This is a genomic window from Microbacterium sp. F01, from assembly GCF_056156365.1.
Map to the genome: position 1 here is coordinate 2,982,743 of NZ_CM149592.1, position 21,014 is coordinate 3,003,756.

General features: G+C 71.2%; 21 protein-coding genes, 1 tRNA gene and 1 pseudogene. 6 read left to right on the forward strand and 17 right to left on the reverse strand.

Annotated features, from left to right (window positions below):
* Position 1: 1 nt before the first annotated feature.
* The 10 genes from uraH to ACVN90_RS13750 form a co-directional block, all read right to left on the reverse strand.
* Complete coding sequence (uraH, locus tag ACVN90_RS13705; RefSeq protein ID WP_475098785.1) at positions 2-328, reverse strand: hydroxyisourate hydrolase; 327 nt, start codon at positions 326-328, stop codon at positions 2-4.
* Entirely contained in the window at positions 325-822 is a 498-nt protein-coding gene (gene uraD, locus ACVN90_RS13710) for a 2-oxo-4-hydroxy-4-carboxy-5-ureidoimidazoline decarboxylase (protein ID WP_475098786.1), read from the reverse strand. The genes uraH and uraD overlap by 4 nt, the downstream gene beginning before the upstream one ends.
* A 30-nt stretch (positions 823-852) precedes the next feature.
* Positions 853-1,341 (reverse strand): thioredoxin-dependent thiol peroxidase, encoded by a 489-nt coding sequence (gene bcp / locus ACVN90_RS13715; RefSeq protein ID WP_475098787.1) that lies wholly within the window; start codon positions 1,339-1,341, stop codon positions 853-855.
* A 41-nt stretch (positions 1,342-1,382) separates the two neighbouring features.
* Complete coding sequence (locus ACVN90_RS13720) at positions 1,383-2,297, reverse strand: HpcH/HpaI aldolase/citrate lyase family protein (protein ID WP_475098788.1); 915 nt, start codon at positions 2,295-2,297, stop codon at positions 1,383-1,385.
* Between the two features lie 58 nt (positions 2,298-2,355).
* Positions 2,356-3,705 carry an allantoinase AllB gene (allB, locus tag ACVN90_RS13725; protein WP_475098789.1) on the reverse strand — a complete coding sequence of 450 codons (1,350 nt, stop codon included), beginning with the start codon at positions 3,703-3,705 and terminating at the stop codon, positions 2,356-2,358.
* Positions 3,706-3,727: 22 nt separating this feature from the next.
* Positions 3,728-4,540 carry a bifunctional allantoicase/(S)-ureidoglycine aminohydrolase gene (locus ACVN90_RS13730; RefSeq protein ID WP_475098790.1) on the reverse strand — a complete coding sequence of 271 codons (813 nt, stop codon included), beginning with the start codon at positions 4,538-4,540 and terminating at the stop codon, positions 3,728-3,730.
* The gene (locus ACVN90_RS13735; RefSeq protein ID WP_475102129.1) at positions 4,537-5,799 is read right to left on the reverse strand and encodes a DUF6986 family protein; all 1,263 of its coding nucleotides are present in this window, start codon (positions 5,797-5,799) and stop codon (positions 4,537-4,539) included. Before ACVN90_RS13735 ends, ACVN90_RS13730 begins: the two co-directional genes overlap by 4 nt.
* A 150-nt stretch (positions 5,800-5,949) precedes the next feature.
* Positions 5,950-6,906, reverse strand: coding sequence for a DMT family transporter (locus ACVN90_RS13740; RefSeq protein ID WP_475098791.1), 957 nt, complete (start codon positions 6,904-6,906; stop codon positions 5,950-5,952).
* A 67-nt stretch (positions 6,907-6,973) separates the two neighbouring features.
* Positions 6,974-7,049 (reverse strand) — tRNA-Thr (locus ACVN90_RS13745).
* A gap of 38 nt (positions 7,050-7,087) precedes the next feature.
* Positions 7,088-8,032 (reverse strand): DsbA family protein, encoded by a 945-nt coding sequence (locus ACVN90_RS13750; protein WP_475098792.1) that lies wholly within the window; start codon positions 8,030-8,032, stop codon positions 7,088-7,090.
* A gap of 226 nt (positions 8,033-8,258) precedes the next feature.
* On the opposite strand from ACVN90_RS13750, the gene ACVN90_RS13755 reads away from it, so the two are divergent.
* Together ACVN90_RS13755 and ACVN90_RS13760 are read left to right on the forward strand one after the other, a co-directional pair.
* On the forward strand, positions 8,259-9,362 hold the full coding sequence (locus ACVN90_RS13755; protein ID WP_109210177.1) for an ABC transporter ATP-binding protein: 1,104 nt from the start codon (positions 8,259-8,261) through the stop codon (positions 9,360-9,362).
* Positions 9,363-9,435: 73 nt separating this feature from the next.
* Complete coding sequence (locus tag ACVN90_RS13760; RefSeq protein ID WP_475098793.1) at positions 9,436-10,743, forward strand: DUF4032 domain-containing protein; 1,308 nt, start codon at positions 9,436-9,438, stop codon at positions 10,741-10,743.
* An 11-nt stretch (positions 10,744-10,754) separates the two neighbouring features.
* Here ACVN90_RS13760 and ACVN90_RS13765 read toward each other — a convergent pair whose 3' ends face one another.
* From ACVN90_RS13765 to cysS, 3 genes are read right to left on the reverse strand one after another with little or no spacing between them, the layout of a single operon-like run.
* Positions 10,755-11,396: an NAD(P)-dependent oxidoreductase gene (locus ACVN90_RS13765; RefSeq protein ID WP_475098794.1), complete on the reverse strand. Its 642-nt coding sequence runs from the start codon at positions 11,394-11,396 to the stop codon at positions 10,755-10,757.
* Between the two features lie 60 nt (positions 11,397-11,456).
* On the reverse strand, positions 11,457-12,446 hold the full coding sequence (gene rlmB, locus ACVN90_RS13770; protein WP_475098795.1) for a 23S rRNA (guanosine(2251)-2'-O)-methyltransferase RlmB: 990 nt from the start codon (positions 12,444-12,446) through the stop codon (positions 11,457-11,459).
* Positions 12,446-13,921, reverse strand: coding sequence for a cysteine--tRNA ligase (gene cysS, locus ACVN90_RS13775; RefSeq protein WP_475098796.1), 1,476 nt, complete (start codon positions 13,919-13,921; stop codon positions 12,446-12,448). Before cysS ends, rlmB begins: the two co-directional genes overlap by 1 nt.
* A 91-nt stretch (positions 13,922-14,012) precedes the next feature.
* Between cysS and ACVN90_RS13780 the strand changes: the two genes are divergently transcribed.
* Entirely contained in the window at positions 14,013-14,945 is a 933-nt protein-coding gene (locus ACVN90_RS13780) for a DMT family transporter (RefSeq protein WP_475098797.1), read from the forward strand.
* A gap of 59 nt (positions 14,946-15,004) precedes the next feature.
* Positions 15,005-15,472 (forward strand): GNAT family N-acetyltransferase, encoded by a 468-nt coding sequence (locus ACVN90_RS13785; RefSeq protein ID WP_475098798.1) that lies wholly within the window; start codon positions 15,005-15,007, stop codon positions 15,470-15,472.
* Between the two features lie 21 nt (positions 15,473-15,493).
* Here the strand turns inward: ACVN90_RS13785 and ispD are convergent, their stop codons facing one another.
* Both ispD and ACVN90_RS13795 read right to left on the reverse strand, forming a co-directional pair.
* Positions 15,494-16,696 (reverse strand): 2-C-methyl-D-erythritol 4-phosphate cytidylyltransferase, encoded by a 1,203-nt coding sequence (gene ispD, locus ACVN90_RS13790; RefSeq protein WP_475098799.1) that lies wholly within the window; start codon positions 16,694-16,696, stop codon positions 15,494-15,496.
* A gap of 105 nt (positions 16,697-16,801) precedes the next feature.
* Entirely contained in the window at positions 16,802-17,284 is a 483-nt protein-coding gene (locus ACVN90_RS13795) for a CarD family transcriptional regulator (protein WP_045298114.1), read from the reverse strand.
* A 145-nt stretch (positions 17,285-17,429) separates the two neighbouring features.
* Here ACVN90_RS13795 and ACVN90_RS13800 point away from each other — a divergent pair, with 145 nt between their 5' ends.
* A complete protein-coding gene (locus ACVN90_RS13800; RefSeq protein ID WP_475098800.1) occupies positions 17,430-17,897 on the forward strand; it encodes a DNA modification methylase in 468 nt (155 codons plus the stop codon).
* A gap of 67 nt (positions 17,898-17,964) precedes the next feature.
* Here the strand turns inward: ACVN90_RS13800 and ACVN90_RS13805 are convergent, their stop codons facing one another.
* Together ACVN90_RS13805 and ACVN90_RS13810 are read right to left on the reverse strand one after the other, a co-directional pair.
* Positions 17,965-18,648: a response regulator gene (locus ACVN90_RS13805; RefSeq protein ID WP_116196145.1), complete on the reverse strand. Its 684-nt coding sequence runs from the start codon at positions 18,646-18,648 to the stop codon at positions 17,965-17,967.
* Between the two features lie 320 nt (positions 18,649-18,968).
* A pseudogene (locus ACVN90_RS13810) lies at positions 18,969-20,168 on the reverse strand (sensor histidine kinase); the annotation flags it as partial.
* A gap of 165 nt (positions 20,169-20,333) precedes the next feature.
* Here ACVN90_RS13810 and phoU point away from each other — a divergent pair.
* Positions 20,334-21,014 carry a phosphate signaling complex protein PhoU gene (gene phoU / locus ACVN90_RS13815; protein ID WP_475098801.1) on the forward strand — a complete coding sequence of 227 codons (681 nt, stop codon included), beginning with the start codon at positions 20,334-20,336 and terminating at the stop codon, positions 21,012-21,014.

A 21,014-nucleotide genomic window follows, 5' to 3' on the forward strand; every position in this document is an offset into this window, starting at 1 on the left:
GTCAGTTCCCCCGGTAGGTGGAGTACGCGAACGGGCTGAGCAGCAGTGGCACGTGGTAGTGCTCGCCGTCGCCGCTCACGGCGAAGTCGATCGAGACGACGGGGTAGAACGTGGCGCGCCCCGCCGCGGCGAAGTACTCCCCGGTCGCGAAAGTGAGCCCGTAGGTCCCGGCCTCGAGGCGCTCCGGTCCGAGATCCGAGATCCGGCCCGCCTCATCGGTGACGCCGGACGCGATCTCGGCACCGTCTGCCCCGGTGAGCACCACGCCGACGCCCTGGGCGGGGCCTCCGAGCGCAGCATCCAACACGTGCGTCGTGATCTGGCTCATGAACCGATGATTCCTTCCAGCCGGAGGAGGGCGATCTGCCGCAGCTGCTCTGCCACGACCGGGATCTCCTGCTCCTCAGTGTGGGCCAGTCGTGCGCTCAGCGCATCGAGGATCTCGTCGGCGCTGCGCCCGGCCGCCCGAATGAGGAAGACGCGCGAGAACTTCTCCTCGTAGGCGCGGTTGCCGGCGACGAGCGCGGCAGCGACGTCGGCGGACGGCATCCCGAGTCCCGCCTGCTCGGAACGGGAATGGGATGCCTCGGCACCGCCTCCGCTCGGTCGCTCGCCGATGCGGGGGTGATGCACGAGCGCTGCGCCGATCTCGGCGGTCGTCCACGGCACGGCGCTCGTGCGCGCTGTCTCGAGGAGCTCTGCCGTCGTCGCATACGGACGATGCGCGACGACGGCGTCGACCCAGCGGTCGATGTCGACGCAGGGGCGGATGACCGCGCGAGCGGCCTCGGCACCGAGCTGGTTGAACGCGTCCAGCTTCATCGCTGCGGCGTTTCTGTGGTGCCGGCGGACTCAGGCGGCGAGCTGGGCGCGGAGGCGGCCGACGTGACCGTTGGGGTCGACCCGGTACTCGGCGGACTGCACCGTGCCGTCGGCATCCAGCACGAACGTCGAGCGGATGAGGCCCACCCGCTCCTCACCATTGACGATCTTCGTCCCCCACGCACCCCACGCCTCGGCGACGGCGTGGTCCTCGTCCGAGAGGAGCGGGAACTGCAGCTGCTCGGCCTCGGCCCATTCGGCGAGCCGCTCGACCGAGTCGGGCGAGACGCCGACGACCGCGACCCCCGCCGCCTGCAGCGACGCGAGGTTGTCGCGGAAGTCGCAGGCCTCGGTCGTGCAACCGGGAGTGAAGGCGGCCGGGTAGAAGTAGACGACGAGGCGGCGTCCCGCGAAGTCCTCGGGCCGCACCACCGTGCCGGTGGAGTCGGGCAGGGCGAACCCGGGGTTCGCGTCTCCGGTCTGAAGCTGCGTGCTCGTCTGCGGGGTGTGGTCGGCCATGTCGTGCGTCCCTTCGATGGTTCGTCGCTCTGCGGCGCCGGTCACGAGGTGGGGTGCACCCCGAACGCGAGAGCCAGCTTCTCGATCTTCTGCGCCCGGCCGAGCCGGGGCAAGTCGCTGCCGTCACGGACCACGCGGCCGCGGCCCTCGAAGTCGGCGAGGAAGTCCAGGGCCCACAGCACCTCGCTCGGAGTGGGGCAGATGACCTCGTTGATGACGGGCGCCTGCTCGGCGGCCAGGCACAGCTTGCCGGTCATGCCCATCGACACCGTGATCGCGGAGTGCTCGCGCAGCGTCGGCATGCTGTTGCCCACGGTCGGGCCGTCGATCGGGCCGGGCAGGTTGCCCACGCGGCTCGCGACCACCAGGCGCGCACGCGGGTAGGCCATCGCCTCGGCGTCCGCGCTCATGCCGGTGTCGCGGCGGAAGTCGCCGCTGCCGAACGCGAGGCGGAAGGCGCCACGCGCGCGTGCGATGTGGGCGGCGTCCTCCATGCCCAGCGCCGACTCCACGAGCGCGACCACGGGGACGTTGCCGCCGAGGCGGTCGAACGAGCTCGTCACCTGGTCGGCCGACTCGGTCTTGGCGAGCATGATGCCGAGCAGCGACGGGATGCCCGCGAGCGCCGCGAGGTCGTCGGCCCAGAACGGGCTGAGCGCGTCGTTGACGCGCACCCAGGCGCGGCCGCCGCCGCGGAGCCAGTCGACGACGTCCTGCCGGGCCTGAGGCTTGTTGCTCGGGTCGACGGCGTCCTCGATGTCGAGCACGACCGCGTCGGCGCGCGACGACGCCATGTCGTCGAACGACTCGGGGCGTGTCCCCGGCACGAGCAGCCACGAGCGCGCGATCGACGGGTCCACCGCGCGGTGACGCGCGGGACGCGTGGTGATCAGCGACCGCAGGTCGTCCTCCGCCTCGAGGACTTCCGCACCGCTGCCATAGGGATCTGCCGACATCTCACTCTTCTTCCGTATCGTCACGTCTCACCCGGCCGGAGGGGGCCGGTGTCGGCGCTCAGGCCGCGTCGTGGCGCAGCAGGCGACCGCGGGGCTCGGCGAAGTCGACCCGTTCGCCCCGCAGGAAGGTCTCGCGCACGACGCCCGACAGGGCGCGGCCGTCGTACGGCGAGACGGGGTTCTTGTGGTGCAGACGGGCGACGTCGACGACGAACCCGTCGTCGGGTGCGAACACCGACAGGTCGGCGTCGAAGCCGAGCGCGATCCTGCCCTTGCGGGCGAGGCCCGCCAGGGCCGCCGGACGCGCCGACATCCATTCCACCACCTTCTCCAGGGAGATGCCTCTTCGTCGCGCCTCGGACCACACCACCGGCAGCCCGAGCTGCAATGAGGCGACGCCGCCCCACGCGACACCGAAGTCACCGTGGTCGAGGTCTTTCAGGTCGAGGGTGGCGGGCGAATGGTCGCTGACGACGCAGTCGATCGTGCCGTCGAGGAGCCCTTCCCACAGCCGATCCCGGTTCGCCGCCTCGCGGATCGGCGGACAGCACTTGAACGCGGTCCCGCCGTCGGGGACGTCTTCCGCGGTCAGCGTCAGATAGTGCGGGCACGTCTCGACGCTGAGGCGCACCCCCTCGGCCTTCGCGGCCGCGATCAGCGGCAGCGCGTCGGACGACGACAGGTGCAGGATGTGCGCGCGGGCTCCGGTGCGACGGGCGCAGTCGACGACCTCGGCGATCGCGGCGTCCTCGGCCGCGTGCGGACGGGAGGCGAGGAACCTGTCGTAGCGGACGCCGACGGCAGGCGGCGCGTGCTCGATCGTCGCGGCGTCCTCCGCGTGCACGATGAGCAGCCCGCCGAATCCGGCGAGCTCGGCCATGTCGCGCTCCATCTCGCCCCCGTCGAGCGGAGGGAACTCGTCGACGCCCGAAGGCAGCAGGAAGCACTTGAAGCCGAACACGCCGGCGTCGTGCAGCGGCCGGAGATCCCGCGTGTTGCCGGGGACCGCGCCGCCCCAGAACCCGACGTCGACGAACACCTGGTCTCGTGCCGCCCGCCGCTTGACCTCGAGCGCCTTCACCGACACCGTCGGGGGGATGCTGTTGAGCGGCATGTCGATGATCGTCGTGACGCCTCCCGCCGCCGCCGCCTTCGTGGCCGAGGCGAACCCCTCCCACTCGGTGCGCCCCGGCTCGTCGACGTGCACGTGCGTGTCGACGAGGCCGGGCAGGAGCGTCTCGTCGTCCTCGAGCATGACGACTTCGCGGCCCGGGAGCTCCGCGCCGAGCGGTTCGATCGCGGCGACGACCCCGCCCGCGACCCCGACCTCGCACGGCCGGAAGCCGCGCTCGGTGAGCACGCGCCGGCCGCGCAGCACGAGGTCGTGCCGCAGCATCCGTTCGCTCATGAAGCCCCTCCCCCTCGCGGTGTCAGGTGAGCCGGATCTGGCGGTTGACGTCCTTGTACAGCAGGTAGCGGAACGGCTCGGGGCCGCCGGCGTAGCAGGCCTGCGGGCAGAACGCTCTGAGCAGCATGTAATCGCCGGCCTCGCATTCGACCCAGTCGTCGTTGAGCCGGTACACCGCCTTGCCCTGCAGCACGTAGAGGCCGTGCTCCATGACGTGGGTCTCGGCGAACGGGATCGACCCGCCGGGCTGGAACGTCACGATGTTGACGTGCATGTCGTGCGAGAGGTCGTCGGGATCGACGAAGCGGGTCGTCGCCCACGCGCCGTCGGTGTCGGGCATGGCGCGCGGTTCGACGTCCTGATCCCGCGTGACGAACGACGCCGGCACAGGCACGCCGTCGACCCGCTCGTAGGCCTTGCGGATCCAGTGGAAGCTCGTCGGCTCGCCCCCCTCGTTGCCGAGCGACCAGTCCGCACCCGGCGCGAGGAACGCGTACCCGCCCGGCTCGAGCACGTGCCGCTGCGCGTCGAGCGTGAGCGTGAGCGCGCCGGCCGTGACGAAGACCACTCCCTCGACGCCGCTCTCGGGCTCGGGGGTCACGGCTCCGCCGCCGGGCGCCATCTCGACGATCAGCTGCGCGAACGTCGTCGCCGACCCCGCGATCGGACGCGCGAGGATCCAGGACCGCGTGTTCGTGAAGCCGGGCAGGCTGCTCGTGACGATGTCGCGCAGCACGCCCTTCGGGATGAACGTGTACGCCTGCTTCACGACGGCCCGGTCGGTGAGGAGAGCGGTCTGCGGCGGCAGTCCACCCCGCGGCGTGTCGTAGCTCATGCGTGTTCCTCGGTGGTGGTGGGCGTCGGATGCGCGAGCGCGGCGAGCCCCGGGAGGTCGAGGCCCGCGGCCTCCGTCAGCTCGTGCTCGGTGATCGCCCCGCAGGCGACCCCGCGGGTCAGGAACGCCGCGAGCGCGCGGGCGGTCGCGGGCTCGTCGAGGACCCCGCCCGGGACGCGACCGACATAGGCGCGCAGCCGCGCGGCAGCCGGCGCGAACCCCTCGCGGTAGAACCGGACGTTGGCGACGAAGCGCGGGACGAGCTGCGCGGGGTGCAGATCCCACCCCTGGAAGAAGCCGCGCTCCAGCGAGCGACGCGTGAGCCTCGCGCTGAGGCGCCAGGCCGCGCGCACGGCGTCCGCGTCGCCCACCGGCAGGATGTTCGTCGAGCCGTCCGACAGCCGCACGCCGGTGTGCGCCGCCGCGACCTGCATCACGTTCTTGGCATGGTCGGCCGCCGGGTGGTCCAGCGACTGGTGCCCCGGGGCGATGCCGAGCGCGGCGCTGTAGTCGTACGTGCCGTAGTGCAGGCCGCTCACCCGACCCTCCGCGGCGTGGATCGCCCGGGGCAGCGGGGAGGTCCCGTCGGCGCCGAGCACGATCTGCGGCGTCTCGACCTGCACCTCGAACCGCAGCCGGCCCGCGGCGAGCCCGTGGTGCTGCTCGAGGCGATCGCACAGCCGCGCCATCGCCTCGACCTGCAGGGCCGTGGTCACCTTCGGCAGCGTGAGCACGAGGCCGTCGGGCAGGTCGCCTGCCCCGAGCAGCGTCGCGAGGAAGAGATCGAGAGAACGGATGCTGCGCCCCCGCGTCACCCGCTCCAATCCCTTGATGCGGATCCCGAAGAAGGGAGGCGCCTCGCCGCCGGCGACGGCCTCGACCAACTGCTCCGCTGCGCGGCGGACGTCCGCGTCCTCGGCCTGATCGCCGCGATCGCCGTAGCCGTCCTCGAGGTCGAGGCGGAGGTCTTCGATCGGCTCCGACGCGAGCTTCGCCGTGACGACGGCCGCGACGTCGTCGGCGAACTCCTCGGGCACGCCGAGGTCTCGCGCGACGGCGTCCATGCCACCGTGGGCGGCGACCGCGGCGAGCGCGGCGGCGCCCCATTCGCGCGGGAGCGCCGGGGCGTACCGGTCCGCGGGCACGTAGACCGTGTGCACGGGCTGCCGGGTGCCGTCATCGCCCGGGTAGCCGTCGGCGAGGAGCCGGTCGGTGGGCGCGAGCAGGCGGTCGATGCCGGCGAGGTCGGCAGGGCGCAGCGCCGGCCCCGTCGTCCCGGCGCGATCGGGGCGTCGCGCGCCCTCTTCGGCGCGCGACGGAACGTGGCGGTGCGGCGGCGACCCCTTCGGCACGGTCTCAGCATGCCACCCCGCGGTGCGACGCGGGGTGCGCAGGCGGCGGGTCTGTCGTCAGTGGCCGCGGCGCGGCATCCTTCTCCACGGCACGGCCGCCACGACCACCGACAGGATCGCGAGCGTCGACATGAGGAGGGAGGCGCCGAGCGTCGGCGCCGCCTCGGTCGGCCAGATGGCGTCGATCAGCACCGAGGTGACGACCTGGCCGACGACGGTGCCGAGACCGAGCAGCAGCACTCCCGTGTAGGGCACGAGCGCCGCCGCGAGGAAGATGTACGTCACACCGATCACGCCGCCGAGGTACAGCCACGGGTCGGACGGGAAGGAGGTCGGCGGGCCCGTCACCGCGGTGTGGATGAGCTCGGCGACGCCGAGCACCGCCGTGCCGCCGATGAAGTTCACGAGCGTCGCCGTCAACGGCGTGCCGACGCGCTGGCGCAGCCGGCCGTTGACCGCGGACTGCCACGCGATCCCGGCGCCGACGAGGAACGGGAGCACGAGCAGCACCGGCGGGGCGTGCACGCCGCCCGCGAGCGACACGCCCGCGGCCAGCACCGCGAGCGCTCCGCCGACGAGGCGCGCGGGAGTCACCGCGACGACGCCTGCCGGGCCGATCCCGGCGCGGTCCAGCAGCAGGCCGCTCACCGTCTGGCCGGCGACGACGCCCACCGTGAACAGCGCCACGCCGATGATGCCGACAGCGAGCGACTGCGTGGCGACCGAGAGCGCACCGGCGACTCCGCCGCACAGCATCCAGAGGGGGATGCTGCGCGTCTTGAGCCCCGTGACCAGCGCGCCGAATCCCCGCCGGCCCTGCGGGATCGCCGCCGACAGCAGGACGAGCACGATGAGTCCCGAGCCGAACGAGATCACCGCGGCGGCGAACCCGTCGCCGATCCGGACGCCGAGCTGGCCGTTGATCCGCGCCTGCACGGCGGTGAGGACGCCGATGAGCGCGGCGCCGCCGAGGCCGATCCAGACGGGCAGGCGGCGTGCGGTCACCCGATCCATCCTCTCCTGCCCATGGGGCTGGAGAGGGGCCCCACCGGTGCGGTCCCCGCAGAGAGTCCCGGGAAGCTGGAGCCGACTACGGGACTTGAACCCGTAACCCCCGTATTACAAGTACGGTGCGCTACCAATTGCGCCAAGTCGGCAGAGCGCCCAGTCTAGCGGCGCTCGGGCGAGGCACCTGTCAGGGGGTCGCCGTGGGCGTCGGGGTCGGCGTCGGCGTCCCCTTGAAATACGCGTCGCTCGCCACGGTCAGCACGAACTGCGCGAATTCCTTGGGATCGTCGAGCTTGCCGACGTACTGCGTGCCGTTGACCAGCACCATCGGGGTGCCGGTGAGGGCCACGCCGTCCGTGCCGGGAAGCTCCTTCAGCGCCTGCTCGGTCGCCGTCTTCGCCCACGATGCGTAGGACTGGTCCTCGATGCACGCGCGCACGACCTTGGGGCCATCGAGACCGGTCGCCTGCGCGAGCGTCGCGAGCTCGGCGTCGCTCAGGCCGTCGGAGTCGACCTCCGGCTGCTGGCGCAGCAGGGCATCGTTGAACGCGAAGAAGTAGTCCGGCGCGTTCTGGGCCACGCAGGCGGCGGCGCCTGCGGCGCGCAGCGAGTACTTCGTGCCGTTCGACTTCGCGGTCAGCATGGCGACCGGGTAGTAGGTGAGCGTCGCGGCGCCGTTGTCGACCCACTCCGACAGCTGCTTCATGTTCGCGAGCTGGAACTCGCGCGAGCCCGTGGAGAGGTAGTCCACGTACACGCGGATGTCGACCGCCGGCGCCTCCGTCGGCGTGGCGGTGGGTGTCGGCTCGGTCTCGGGAGTCGTGCTCGCCTCGCCCTCGACGAGGCCGCCGGCAGCGGAGTCGTCGGGAACGCCGGCACCGGTCACGTCGGTGACGACGAATCCGCCGTCGACGCCCTTTGCGGGGCTCATCGTCGGCTTCGACGCGCTCGACGAGACGGTCCAGGTGACCACGACGGCGATGACCGCCACGAACGCGACCGCGACGGCGACGAGCGACGTCCGTCGGATCAGGCGCGCGCGGGACTGGCGCGCCTTCACCTGCTGCGCCTTCTCACGCACCGCATCGCGGCGCTCGCTGGGCGCGGCGTTCTGTGACTCGTCGCTCGACATGGAACCTCTCGGGGCGGAAAGTGGGCCGGTCATCCGGCGGGGCCAGGCGGGAAAGCGGCCGTCCACGATGCTAGTCAGCCACCCTGGGAAATGCCCAGACGCAAGCTCCGCGCGCGCCGTGTCATACTGTTCCTTGCGCCCGATGGCGGGCGTGCGGGTAAAGCCCCCGCTCATTCCATCACTACGGATCGTCCGGCACGTACCTGCCGGTGAAGGAGAAGAGAACATGGCGTCCGTCACGTTTGACAACGCAACTCGTCTGTACCCCGGGGGCACTCGCCCCGCTGTGGACAAGCTCAACCTCGAGGTCGGTGACGGGGAGTTCCTCGTTCTCGTCGGCCCGTCGGGTTGCGGAAAGTCCACGTCGCTGCGCATGCTGGCCGGCCTCGAAGAGGTCAACTCGGGCCGCATCCTGATCGGCGACCGCGACGTCACCGACGTCCCCCCGAAGGACCGCGACATCGCGATGGTCTTCCAGAACTACGCGCTGTACCCGCACATGACGGTCGCCGAGAACATGGGCTTCGCGCTCAAGATCGCCGGCGTCGGCAAGGAGGAGCGCGCCGCGCGCGTCCTCGAGGCCGCCAAGCTCCTCGACCTCGAGCAGTACCTCACCCGCAAGCCGAAGGCCCTCTCGGGTGGTCAGCGTCAGCGCGTCGCGATGGGCCGCGCGATCGTCCGCCAGCCTCAGGTCTTCCTCATGGACGAGCCGCTGTCGAACCTCGACGCGAAGCTCCGCGTCCAGACCCGTACGCAGATCGCGTCGCTGCAGCGCCGCCTCGGCGTCACCACGGTCTACGTCACGCACGACCAGACCGAGGCCCTCACCATGGGCGACCGCATCGCGGTCCTCAAGGACGGCCTCCTCCAGCAGGTCGGCACCCCGCGCGACCTGTACGAGAAGCCGAACAACGTGTTCGTCGCCGGCTTCATCGGCTCGCCCGCCATGAACCTGTTCCCGGCCCACCTGGCCGAGGGAGGCATCCAGTTCGGCGACAAGGTCGTCGGCATCGAGGCCGAGACGCTCGGCAAGGCGCACGGCAGCGAGGTCACGGTCGGCGTCCGCCCCGAGGACATCGTGGTCGCCCCCGAGGACGGCAAGGGCCTCTCGGTCAAGGTCGACCTCGTCGAGGAGCTCGGCGCCGACGGCTACCTCTACGGTCACACCGAGGTCGCCGGAAAGCGCACCGACATCGTCGCCCGCGTCGATGGCCGCCGCCACCCGATGGCCGGCGACACCGTCACCCTCGCGCCGGTCCCCGGTCACGTGCACGTCTTCGACGTCGAGTCGGGCGAGCGCCTCACCGACAAGGCGATCGCCGCGGCGTAACCGCTGATTCGTTCGCGACGGCGCGGGTGGGAGACTCTCCCCCCGCGCCGTCGCTCGTTTTCCAGGAGGGTATGTGCCTGACGCCCTGAGCATCACCGCCTCGAGCGTCGATCCGGGACTGCTGACGCTCCCGTGGTCGACGCCGCTGGGCGAGTGGCCGTCGAGCCACATCGTCTTCCTGCCGAAGGGCATCTCGCGCCACCTGGTACGGTTCGCCAACCTCTCGGGCCGCGTGGTCGCCATCAAGGAGACCACGCAGGCCATGGCGCAGCGCGAGTACGACATGCTCGGCAACCTCGCCCGCCTGGATGTGCCGTGCGTCGAGCGCGTCGCCGTGATCGCCGGGAGGACGGATGCTGCGGGCGAGGCGCTTCCCGCGGCTCTGGTGACCGCGCACCTGAAGTTCTCACTCCCCTACCGCGCCCTGTTCACGCAGGTGCTGCGCCCGGACACGGCCACCCGGCTCGTGGATGCGCTCGCGCTGCTGCTGGTGCGCCTGCACAACGTGGGCTTCTTCTGGGGCGACGTCTCGCTGTCGAATACGCTGTTCCGCCGCGATGCGGGCGCCTTCGCCGCCTACCTCGTCGACGCCGAGACTGGAGAGCTGCACGAGAGCGGCCTGACGCCGGGTCAGCGTGCCCACGACCTCGACGTCGCCCGCACCAACATCGCCGGCGAGATCATGGATCTCGAAGCCGGCGGGCGCCTCGAGGGCGGCGTCGACGCGATCGCGATCGCGGACGGCATCGTGTCGGCGTATCACTCGCTGTGGGCGGCGCTCACCGACGAGGAGACCTTCCGCGCCGATGAGGCGTACCGCCTCACCGAACGCGTGCAGCGGCTCAACAGCCTCGGATTCGACATCGGCGAGATGTCGATCCAGACGACGGCCGACGGCACCCGGGTGTCGATCCAGCCGAAGGTCGTCGACTCCGGCCACCACCAGCGGCGCCTGCTGCGGCTCACGGGACTCGACGTGGAGGAGAACCAGGCGCGGCGCCTGCTCAACGACCTCGACGAGTTCCGCGCGCGCATCTCCCGCCTCGGCGACGACGAGGAGATGGTCGCGCACGAGTGGCTGACCCGTGTCTTCGAGCCGGTCGTCAAGGCGATCCCCTGGGACCTGCGCTCGAAGCTCGAGCCCGCCGAGGTGTTCCACCAGCTGCTCGAGCACCGCTGGTACCTGTCGCAGGCCAAGGGCAAATCGGTGCCCCTCGCCGAGTCGCTGACGAGCTACATCGACAACGTGCTCCGACACCGCCGCGACGAAGCGACGCTGATGGGCCCGCCCACCGAGACCGTGTCGCTGTCCGTCATCACGTCACCGAACCCCGTGATCGACGACGACGAGGACGACATCGACTGGCGCGACCTGGTCTGACCCGGCCGGTGTCAGTACCCGACGGTGAACCGCTTGCGGGGGTGCTGCGGGTTCTCGATCTCGTCGACGATCGCCACGGCGAGGTCCTCGCCCGAGATGTACGACTCCCCCTCGGCGTCGGTGACGATGACATCGCCACCGGTCCGGTACTCGCCGGTGCGTTCCCCCGGGTTGTAGGCGCCGAAGCCGCCCGCGGGGTGCACGTAGAACCAGTCCACCGACTCCGGCCCCGCCTTGAGGTCAGCCAGGATGCCGATCGCCTCGAGCGCCTCCGCCTTGTAGTCCTCGGAGAAGGAGGGCAGGTCGACGACCCGCTCGCCGCCCTCCGTCACGAGACTGCCGCCGGCTCCGCCGATCACGCCGAGGCGAACACCGTCGGGAAGAAGGTTCGCGAGCGCGGCGATGTTCGGACGCACGAGGCCCTGCATCTCGCCGCGCGGAGCGACCGCCGAGACGACGACGTCGACGCCCTCGATCTGCGCGAGCAGATCGGGGACATCGGTGAGCGACCCCTCGATGTACATCGCCCCGGTGTGGCGCTCGGCGGGGATGCGGCGCGCGATCGACAGGACGCTGTGCCCCCGGCTCACCGCCTCGGCGACGACGTGACGGCCGGCGTATCCCGAGCCTCCGATGACGGCGATGCGTGCCATGTGCTGCCTTTCGACGTAGGGTGTCGCCGGCGTGCGCCGGCTCTGCAGAAGGGAACGGACTCAGGCGGGACGGGCGCCCCGGATCGTCGAGACCTGGTACAGGGCGACGGATGCCGCGATCCCGGCGTTGAGCGACTCGGTGGCCGACGAGATCGGGATCGACACGATCTGGTCGCAGGTCTCGGTCACCAGGCGCGAGAGGCCCTTGCCTTCGGAGCCCACCACGATCACGACGGGACGGTCGGCGAGCTCCAGCTCCGGAAGCGAGACGTCTCCGCCGCCGTCGAGGCCGAGCACGAACACGCCCTGCTTCTTGAAGTCCTTGAGCATCGCGGTGAGGTTCGAGGCGAGGGCCACCGGCACGCGCGCGGCCGCGCCCGCACTCGTCTTCCACGCGGCCGAGTTGACGCTGGCGGAGCGGCGCTGCGGCACGATGACCGCCTGTCCGCCGAAGGCGGCGGTGGACCGGAGGATCGCGCCCAGGTTGCGCGGATCGGTGATGCCGTCGAGCGCGACGAACAGCGGGGTCTGCCCCGAATCGATGACCTGCTCGAGCAGGTCCTGCGGGTGGCCGTACTCGTACGGCGGCACCTTGAGTGCGACGCCCTGGTGCACGCCGTCGAAGCCGGCCATGCGGTCGAGCTCGGGACGCGTCACCTCGAGCACGGGGATGTCGCGGTGCGTGGCGATGGCCAGCATCTCCTTGACGCGGTCGTCCATCTCGACGCGCTGCGCGATGTAGAACGCGGTCGCGGGGATCTTGGCGCGCAGCGCCTCGAGAACCGAGTTGCGGCCGGTGACCGTCTCGGTGTCGTCGTCCTTCTTCGCGGGGCGCGACGCGCGCGGAGCCGGCTGCCCCGGTTTGCCCTTGCCGCCGGCGGCGGCGTACCGCTCAGCCGCGGCCTTGCGCTTGCCGGCCGGGTGCCACGCGCGGTCCTCGGCCTTCGGCGTCGGCCCGCGACCCTCGAGGGACCGCTTGTTCTTGCCGCCCGAGCCCTTGGTGGGACCCTTGCCGCCCTTGCTGGCGCCGGGGCGCCCTGGCTTTGCCATCAGTTCTCCTTCATGCGGGCCGCAGCCCGTCCGTTGCTCTCCGCCGGGCGAGGAGTGTCGGCGACACTCCAGTGCGTCCCGTCGGGACCGTCTTCGAGGGCGATGCCGGCCGCCGCGATCGCGTCGCGGATGCGGTCGGCGGCCGCCCAGTCCTTCGCCGCGCGCGCATCGGCGCGCTGGGCGATCATCGTCTTGACCAGTGCATCGAGAGCGGATGCCTCGGCCGAGGCGTCCGTCGACCGCCAGTGCGGGTCGAGGGGGTCGATGCCGAGCACGCCCGCCATCACGGCGACGTCGGCGAACGCCCGGAGCGCCGCGTCGCGGTCGCCGGCGTCGAGTGCGGAGTTGCCGTCACGCACGGTCTCGTGCAGCACGGCGAGCGCCTGGGGCACGCCGAGGTCGTCGTCCAGTGCTGCGGCGAACGCGGCCGGGACCGCAGCATCCACTCGCACGTCCTCCGTCGTGCGGAGCGTACGGATCGCGCGCTCGAGGAAGGTGCGGATGCGTTCGAGCGCCGCCTCGGCCTCGTCGAACGTCGACGCGGTGATGTCGAGGCTCGACCTGTAGTGAGCAGCGGCGAGCGCGTAGCGCACGACGAGGGGGTCGCGCTCGCGCAGCAGGTCGTCTGCGAGGACGAAGTTGAAGAGCGACTTCGACATCTTCTGCGCGCCGACGGTCACGAGGCCGTTGTGCACCCAGTACCGCGCGAAGCCGTCGCCGGCCGCCGTGGACTGCGCCAGCTCGTTCTCGTGGTGGGGGAAGCGCAGGTCGAGCCCCCCGCCGTGGATGTCGAACTCGGCACCGAGGTAGCGGCGCGCCATCGCCGAGCACTCGATGTGCCAGCCCGGGCGCCCGGCGCCCCACGGCGAAGCCCAGCTCGCCGAAGCCGGCTCGTCGGCCTTCGCGCCCTTCCAGAGCGCGAAGTCGCGGGGGTCGCGCTTGCCGCGCGGATCGGCGTCGGCTGCCGGCTCCATCGCGTCGATCGACTGGTTCGTGAGCGACCCGTAGTCGGACCACGACCGGACGTCGAAGTACACGTCGCCCGCAGCATCCGTGTCCTGGCCCGCGGCGTAGGCGTGGCCCGCCTCGACGAGCCGCTGGATGAGCTCCTGCATCTGCGGGATCGACGCCGTCGCGCGCGGCTCGTACGTCGGAGGGAGGATGCCGATCGCGGTGTACGCGCGGGTGAACTCGAGCTCCATGCGGTACGCGAGCGCCCACCAGGGCTCGCCGTCGGTGGCGTTCACGAGCACCTTGTCGTCGATGTCGGTGACGTTGCGCACGAACGTGACGCGGCCGTACCGATGGGTGAGCCAGCGGCGCAGGATGTCGAAGCTCAGCGCACCGCGCAGGTGACCGATGTGAGGACCCGACTGCACCGTCGGACCGCACACGTAGATGGTGACGTTTCCGGGGTCGAGGGGCACGAAATCGCGCAGGGTCTGCGCCTTGGTGTCGTACAGCTGAACCGTCACCGCACCAGCCTACCGGCGGGCACCGCACCGACCCTGAGTGTGTGAGCCTGTGGAGCATGCCGGCGGAGGGCGCCGAATCGGATATAAACAGGTGGTGCATGTGCTCGCCGTCCTCGCCGCCGCGCTGCTGTTCGGCACGACAGGCACCTCGCAGGCGCTCGGCCCCGACGGCACCACTCCCCTGTCGATCGGCGTGATGCGCATGGTGATCGGCGGCACGGGACTTGCGATCATCGCTTTCTCGCTCGCCGCCCGCCATGCCCGGCGCCGCCCGACAGGCACGGCCCACCCGCGGTGGGGCCTGCGTCCTGTCCTGCTCATGGTCCTCACGGGCGCGTGCCTCGCGCTGTACCAGCCCCTGTTCTTCCTCGGCACGGAACGCAATGGCGTCGCGGTCGGGACTGTCGTCGCCCTCGGCTCCGCGCCGATCCTCGCGGGTCTTCTGGAATGGGCGTTGACGAGACGAATGCCGACACTCACGTGGATGGGTGCGACCGCCCTCGCGACGATCGGCGTCGTGCTGCTCGGCTTCGGTGGCGAGGCGGGCGCGAGCGGCGGAACGGATCCCGTGGGGCTGCTCGGCTCCATCGGCGCGGGAGCCTCGTTCGCGGTGATCGCCAACGCGCAGCGGCGCCTGCTCGACGACGGCTGGGATCCCTTCACCGTCGTCGGCGCCATGGGTGCGAGCTCCGCGGTCATCTGCGCCTTCGCGCTCCCCTTCGTCGACGTGGCCTGGCTCGGCACGACCTCGGGAGTGGTGATGGCGCTCTGGCTGGGACTTGCGACCATCTCGATCGCGTACGTGCTGTTCACCTGGGGACTCAGCGGGCTCACCGCGGCCACCGCCGCGACCCTCACCCTCGGCGAACCGCTGACGGCGAGCGTGCTCGGCATCGTCGTGCTCGGTGAGCGGCTGTCGACGCTGGCGATCGTCGGACTCGTCGTGCTCGCCGCGGGGCTCGCCCTCCTCGCGTGGGGGTCTCGCGCCCCGCGCGACCCCGTTCCCTACGCCGTCGAGGCGTGAAGCACCCGCCGGCGGCGGGAAACACGGTCGAAACCGGCGCGTGGCACACTGGGCGCGACATGCAGCGCACCATCGAGATCCGCACCGACGACCTGACCGGCGACGCCACCCGGCGCCTCATCGCCCTCCATCTCGCGGGGATGCACGACACGTCTCCCCCGGAGAGCGTGCATGCCCTCGACATCGATGCGCTGCGGCATCCGTCCCTCTCGGTCTGGACGGCGTGGATCGACGGCGAACTGGCGGGCGTGGGCGCACTGAAGGCACTCGACGCCGACCGGGGCGAGATCAAGTCGATGCGCGCGGACGACCGGTTCCGCGGCGCCGGCGTCGGCCGCGCGCTGCTGCGCCACATCGTCGAGCACGCCCGGCGACGGGGCATGTCGAGTCTGTGGCTCGAGACCGGAACCACGGCGGACTTCGTCCCCGCCCAGCGCCTCTACGAGAGCGAGGGTTTCGTGTACTGCGGCCCCTTCGGGGATTACGCGCTCGACCCGTTCTCCGTCTTCATGACGCGCACGCTCTGAGGTTGCGCGGGCCGTCCGACGTCAGGCAGGCACGACGAGCGCGACCGCGAAGGCTGAGACCCCTTCGCCCTGCCCGGTGAACCCGAGGCCGTCCGTCGTCGTCGCCGACACCGATACCGGCGCACCGCCGAGTGCTGTCGACAGCGCACGCTCGGCCTCGGCGCGGCGTGAGGAGAACCGCGGGCGGTTCGCCTGCACCTGCACGGACACGTTGCCGACGCGCCAGCCCGCTTCTCCGAGGAGCGCGACCGTGCGTGTGAGGAATACGTCGGCGTGCGCGCCGGCGTACTCGGGGTGATCGGTGCCGAAGTGCGTGCCGATGTCGCCGAGACCGGCAGCGGCGAGCAGCGCGTCGACGATCGCGTGGGCGACGGCGTCCCCGTCGGAGTGTCCCGACAGCGGCGCCTCGCCGGGCCACTCGAGTCCCGCGAGCCACAGCGTGCCCTCGCGGCCGAATGCGTGGACGTCGGTGCCGACGCCGACGCGCGGGAGCACCGGCCCGCGGCCGAGGTGAGCGGCGGTGTGCGGCGCGGGCTCGGCGATCAGGTGGCGGGCCCGGTCGAGGTCTGCGGCGGTGGTGATCTTGAAGGCGAGCGGATGCCCCGGCACGGCCGCGACCGCATGCCCGGCCTCCGCGACCAGGGCGGCGTCGTCGGTGAAGTCTTCGGCGGCGGCGGCATATGCCGCATCGAGCACGTCCCGCCGGAAGCCCTGCGGCGTCTGCGCGGCGGCGAGCTCGGCGCGGTCGACCGCGGCGACGATCTCGTCGCCCGCCACGCGCTTGATGGTGTCGATGACCGGGAGCACGGGGATCGCCCCTGCCGCGCCGCCGTCGATCGCCGCGATGACGCGCTCGAAGACCTCGGCGGGGGTGAGGGCGCGTGCCGCGTCGTGGACCAGCACGACCTCGACATCAGCCCACAGGGCCGCGAGACCGGCGGCCACAGAGGCCTGCCGGGTGTCACCGCCCGCGACCACCGACACCAGGTCGCGACGCTCCCCCGCGGTGGCCAGCGCCTCGCTCAGAGCGTCGCCCTCGCGCCCGGCGGGGGCGACGATCACGACCTGCGCGAGGGGGGCGGCGAACACGCCCTCGAGGGCGTGACGCAGGATGCTGCTCCCGTCGATGCCGACGAACGCCTTCGGTTCTCCGGCCCCCAGGCGGGTGCCGGATCCGGCGGCCACGACGATGACGCCGACGCGCGGCACGGGAGTGATGCTCACCCGTTCACGCTATCGCGATCGCCGGGCGGCGCCGCGCACGGCCGCCCGTGCGGGACCGGGCGCAGGCAGCAGAACGGCGCCCCGCAGGGCGCCGTTCCAGGAGTCTCAGCTCGCGAGGACCTCGTCGAGAAGGACGCTCGCCTTCTCCTCGTCTGTCTTCTCAGCCAGGGCGAGCTCGGAGATCAGAATCTGCTTCGCCTTGGCGAGCATGCGCTTCTCTCCGGCCGACAGGCCGCGGTCCTGATCGCGGCGCCAGAGGTCGCGCACGACCTCGCTGACCTTGATGACGTCACCGGAGGCGAGCTTCTCGAGGTTCGCCTTGTAGCGGCGCGACCAGTTGGTCGGCTCCTCCGTGAAGGGAGCACGCAGCACCTCGAAGACCTTGTCGAGGCCCTCCTTGCCGATGACGTCTCGGACGCCGACCAGGTCGACGTTCTCTGCGGGGACTTCGATGATGAGATCACCCTGCGTGACGTTGAGCTTCAGGTACTTCTTCGTCTCGCCCTTGATGATCCGGTCTTTGACCTCGATGATCGTAGCCGCCCCGTGGTGGGGGTAGACGACCGTCTCGCCAACCTCAAAAAGCATGGAGTTATGTCCTTTCGGCAACCTCCAGGATACCACAGGCGAAATACGCTAAGGTTCTCCGCCCTCCGGCCGAGGCGGTGCTCCGCGCGGTCCATCGCGAGCCCCTAGAATGCTGGAGAACCGTCATCCGTCTTATGGAGGATCCGTGAATCGCCGCCTCATCGCGTCGCTGGCCATCGGGGGCGCACTCGTCCTCACGACGACCGGGTGCAGCATGATCTCGCCGCAGGCGACCACGATCCCTTATTCGGCCGCCGAGGGGACCAACGTCCACGAGGCCGGCCCCATCGAGGTGCGCAACGCCCAGATCGTTGCGAACGAAGACGGCTCCGAGGGCAACTTCGTCGCCGCCCTCATCAACCAGACCGAGGACTCGCACACCCTGAGCATCGAGTTCGGCGAGAGCGGCCCCACGCTGACCGTACGGGTGCCCGCGAACACGACCGTGAGCCTCGGCTCCGACGAGGACGAGCCTCTGCTCGTCGAGGACCTCGACGCCCTCCCCGGCACCGACGTCACCACGTTCTTCCAATCCGGTGACTCCGAGGGCGCACTGGCCTCCGTGCCCGTGCTGGACGGCACTCTGGACTACCTCGCGCCGCTCGCTCCCTGAGCAGGCTCGCACAGCCGCGAAAGAGGGCGCTCCGCGAAGGGGCGCCCTCTTTGGTGTCTGCGATGCGTCAGCCTTCGAAGCGATACCCGAGTCCGCGCACGGTCACCAGCATCTCGGGCGAGCCCGGGTTCTTCTCGATGCGGGAGCGGATGCGCTTGATGTGGACGTCGAGCGTCTTCGTATCGCCGAAGTAGTCGCTCCCCCACACCCGGTCGATGAGCTGACCGCGCGTCAGCACGCGGCCGGCGTTGCGCATGAGCACCTCGAGCAGCTCGAATTCCTTGAGCGGCATGTTGATCTCGCCGCCCTCGACCGCGACAGTGTGACGGTCGATGTCGAGTACGACCCGTCCCCCCTCCAGCACGCGATCCTCGAGGTCGGCGTCGATCTGCGAGAACCGGCGCAGCACCGCCCGCATGCGCGCGAGCAGCTCGCGGGCGGAGTACGGCTTGGTGACGTAGTCGTCAGCGCCGAGCTCGAGGCCCACCACGATGTCGACCTCGGAGTCCTTCGCGGTGAGCATGATGATCGGCACTGCGGAGTTGATCCGGATCTGGCGGCACACCTCGGTGCCCGGCATCCCGGGCAGCATCAGGTCGAGCAGCACGATGTCAGCGCCGCGCTCGCGGAAGGCGGTCAGGGCGGTCGGGCCGTCCTCGGCGATCTCGACTTCGTAGCCCTCGCGGCGAAGGAGATAGGCGAGCGGGTCGGCGAGGTCTGGCTCGTCCTCGACGATCAGGACGCGGGTCATGCGGGGTCTCCATTCGCGACGGATGCGGGGTTCGTGCCACCGGCGGGGCCGGCGGAAGTCTTGGCTGCTGCGGCGGCCTTCGCCGGGCGAGCGGATGCCGCGGGAGCACGCTTCGGCGCGGGGGCGGCGTCGGGCGCGGCAGGAGGGGCCGGAGCGGTGGGACGCTTCGCCGGAGCGGCCGGCGGCTTGGCCGGAGCTGCGGACGCCTTCGCCGGGCCCGCAGGCGCCGTGACGGAGGCGGCGCGCGCCTTGACCGGGGCGACGGGTGCCTTCACCGGCCCGGCGGGCGACTCCAGCGGGACGGCAGCCGCCTCGACAGCTGCGCCATCGACCGCTGCGGGCCGCTTCTTCTTGCGCCCGCGCTTGGGGGCCGGTTCGAGGGCGGGTGCGTCGATCTGCGGCAGGCGGATCGTGAAGGTCGATCCGCGGCCGGGCCGCGACCACAGGCGAACCTCGCCACCGTGCCGCTGCACCGCGTGCTTCACGATCGACAGGCCCAGGCCGCTGCCGCCGGTGCGGCGGGCTCGTGCCGGGTCGGACCGGTAGAAGCGCTCGAAGACCCGGTCCTGCTCCCCCTCGGCGATGCCGATTCCGCGGTCGGTCACGGCGATCTCGACGATGCGGTCGACCGCCTTGATGCCGACGCCGACGCTCGAGCCTCGCGGCGAGTACGCGATGGCGTTCGCGATGAGGTTGCCGACCGCTTCACTCAGCACCTGCGCGTCGCCGTGCACGTAGAGACCGCGTGCGCCGCCGCGCATCACCTCGACGCCGGCGGAGTCCGCCTGGATCGCGTGGGCATCGAGGGCCGACGCCACCACCTCGTCGATGGAGACGTCCTGCTGCGGGAGCTCGTCGGCGGCCTGCAGCCGCGACAGGTTCATGATGCGCGAGGTCAGCAGCGCGAGCCGGTTGGCCTCGGCCTGCAGCCGCGTCGCGAAGATCCGCACCTGCGGTGGATCGTCGGCCGCCGACTCGATCGCCTCTGCGAGCAGGCTCACCGCGCCGACGGGCGTCTTGAGCTCGTGGCTCGTGTTCGCCACGAAGTCGCGCCGCATCTCCTCGACGCGCTCGCGCTCGGAGACGTCGCGCAGCACGAGCAGGGTGAGCCGGGGCGAGATGCGCGAAGCGCGCACGGCCACGAGGCGGGGCTCGGCCGGCGGCGCTCCGCGGCGCAGCCGCATCGTCTCGGTCGCGCTCGACTCCGTGACCTCCGCGTCGCTGGTGCGCACGCGGCGCGCGAGCGTGCGCAGCTCGTCGGTGGGCAGGGTGCCGCCCTCGACCAGCTCGAAGGCGCCCGCCGCCGAGGATGCCGCCAGCACCGTGAACGATGCGTCGACCACGACCGCGGGGTCGTCCATACCGTGGAGAACGCCGCGCACGCCGTCGGGGATCTCGACGGACATCTCCGCGTGCGCACGGTCGCGCGCCCGCATCGACGCGACGACGACGGCGGAGATCGAACCGCCGATGATGATCCCCGCGAGGAGGGCGAGCAGCGCGAGCTGCGTCGTGTCCATGCCTCAAGCGTAGGGGCACCCCCATCGTGAAAACGGACGACGACGGCGACGGGGGCACCCATGCCGGGTACTGTTCACCACGGGAGCACCATCTGTTAACCTTCGCTGGCGACAATCGGCGGGGCGCGGGCGCAAGCTCCCGCAAACCATGAAAGGTGCGTCGGAATGCGCGAAGTCTTCCACCAGTCCCTCGAGGACGTGCAGGGGCGTCTCGTCGAGATCTCCGAGCTCGTCACGATCGCCATCGACAAGGCGACGCGCGCGTTCGGCACGAGCGACGTGGCGCTGGCGGAGGAGGTCATCGAGGCCGACGCTGTCATCGACGAGAAGGCCGTCGAGCTCGACGAGCTCGCCATCGAGATCCTCGCCCGTCAGCAGCCGGTCGCGCGCGACCTGCGCATCGTCGTCAGCGCGCTGCGCATGAGCGCGTCCCTCGAGCGCATGGGCGACATCGCAGAGCACATCGCCCAGCTCACCCGCATGCGCTTCCCCGAGCGGGCCATCCCCAAGGGGCTCAAGTCCACCTTCCTCAAGATGGGCGAGCTCGACGTCGAGGCTTCCCGCCAGCTCACCGAGCTGCTGCGCACGCAGGACGGCGACCTCATCGACGAGATCCGCAACGCCGACGACAAGCTCGACGAGCTGCACGTCTCGGTGTTCGAGAAGGTGCTCAGCGACAGCTGGCAGGGCGATCCGTCCGCCACCGTCGATGCCACGCTCGCCAGCCGCTACCACGAGCGCTTCGGCGACCACGCGGTGTCGGTCGCCAAGAAGGTCGCCTACCTCTCCACCGGAGACTGGACGTCCAGCACCGACACGATCGACGTCGTAGCCCCGGCTCTGTAA

Bases quoted from the DNA above. Each gene is read 5' to 3' on its own strand.
- allB (WP_475098789.1), bottom strand. From the start codon at position 3,705: ATGAGCGAACGGATGCTGCGGCACGACCTCGTGCTGCGCGGCCGGCGC.
- uraH (WP_475098785.1), bottom strand. From the start codon at position 328: ATGAGCCAGATCACGACGCACGTGTTGGATGCTGCGCTCGGAGGCCCC.
- ACVN90_RS13720 (WP_475098788.1), bottom strand. From the start codon at position 2,297: ATGTCGGCAGATCCCTATGGCAGCGGTGCGGAAGTCCTCGAGGCGGAG.
- rlmB (WP_475098795.1), bottom strand. From the start codon at position 12,446: ATGGCAAAGCCAGGGCGCCCCGGCGCCAGCAAGGGCGGCAAGGGTCCC.
- ACVN90_RS13740 (WP_475098791.1), bottom strand. From the start codon at position 6,906: ATGGATCGGGTGACCGCACGCCGCCTGCCCGTCTGGATCGGCCTCGGC.
- phoU (WP_475098801.1), top strand. From the start codon at position 20,334: ATGCGCGAAGTCTTCCACCAGTCCCTCGAGGACGTGCAGGGGCGTCTC.
- ACVN90_RS13730 (WP_475098790.1), bottom strand. From the start codon at position 4,540: ATGAGCTACGACACGCCGCGGGGTGGACTGCCGCCGCAGACCGCTCTC.
- ACVN90_RS13805 (WP_116196145.1), bottom strand. From the start codon at position 18,648: ATGACCCGCGTCCTGATCGTCGAGGACGAGCCAGACCTCGCCGACCCG.
- ACVN90_RS13765 (WP_475098794.1), bottom strand. From the start codon at position 11,396: ATGGCACGCATCGCCGTCATCGGAGGCTCGGGATACGCCGGCCGTCAC.
- ACVN90_RS13795 (WP_045298114.1), bottom strand. From the start codon at position 17,284: ATGCTTTTTGAGGTTGGCGAGACGGTCGTCTACCCCCACCACGGGGCG.
- ACVN90_RS13785 (WP_475098798.1), top strand. From the start codon at position 15,005: ATGCAGCGCACCATCGAGATCCGCACCGACGACCTGACCGGCGACGCC.
- ACVN90_RS13755 (WP_109210177.1), top strand. From the start codon at position 8,259: ATGGCGTCCGTCACGTTTGACAACGCAACTCGTCTGTACCCCGGGGGC.
- bcp (WP_475098787.1), bottom strand. From the start codon at position 1,341: ATGGCCGACCACACCCCGCAGACGAGCACGCAGCTTCAGACCGGAGAC.
- uraD (WP_475098786.1), bottom strand. From the start codon at position 822: ATGAAGCTGGACGCGTTCAACCAGCTCGGTGCCGAGGCCGCTCGCGCG.
- ACVN90_RS13750 (WP_475098792.1), bottom strand. From the start codon at position 8,032: ATGTCGAGCGACGAGTCACAGAACGCCGCGCCCAGCGAGCGCCGCGAT.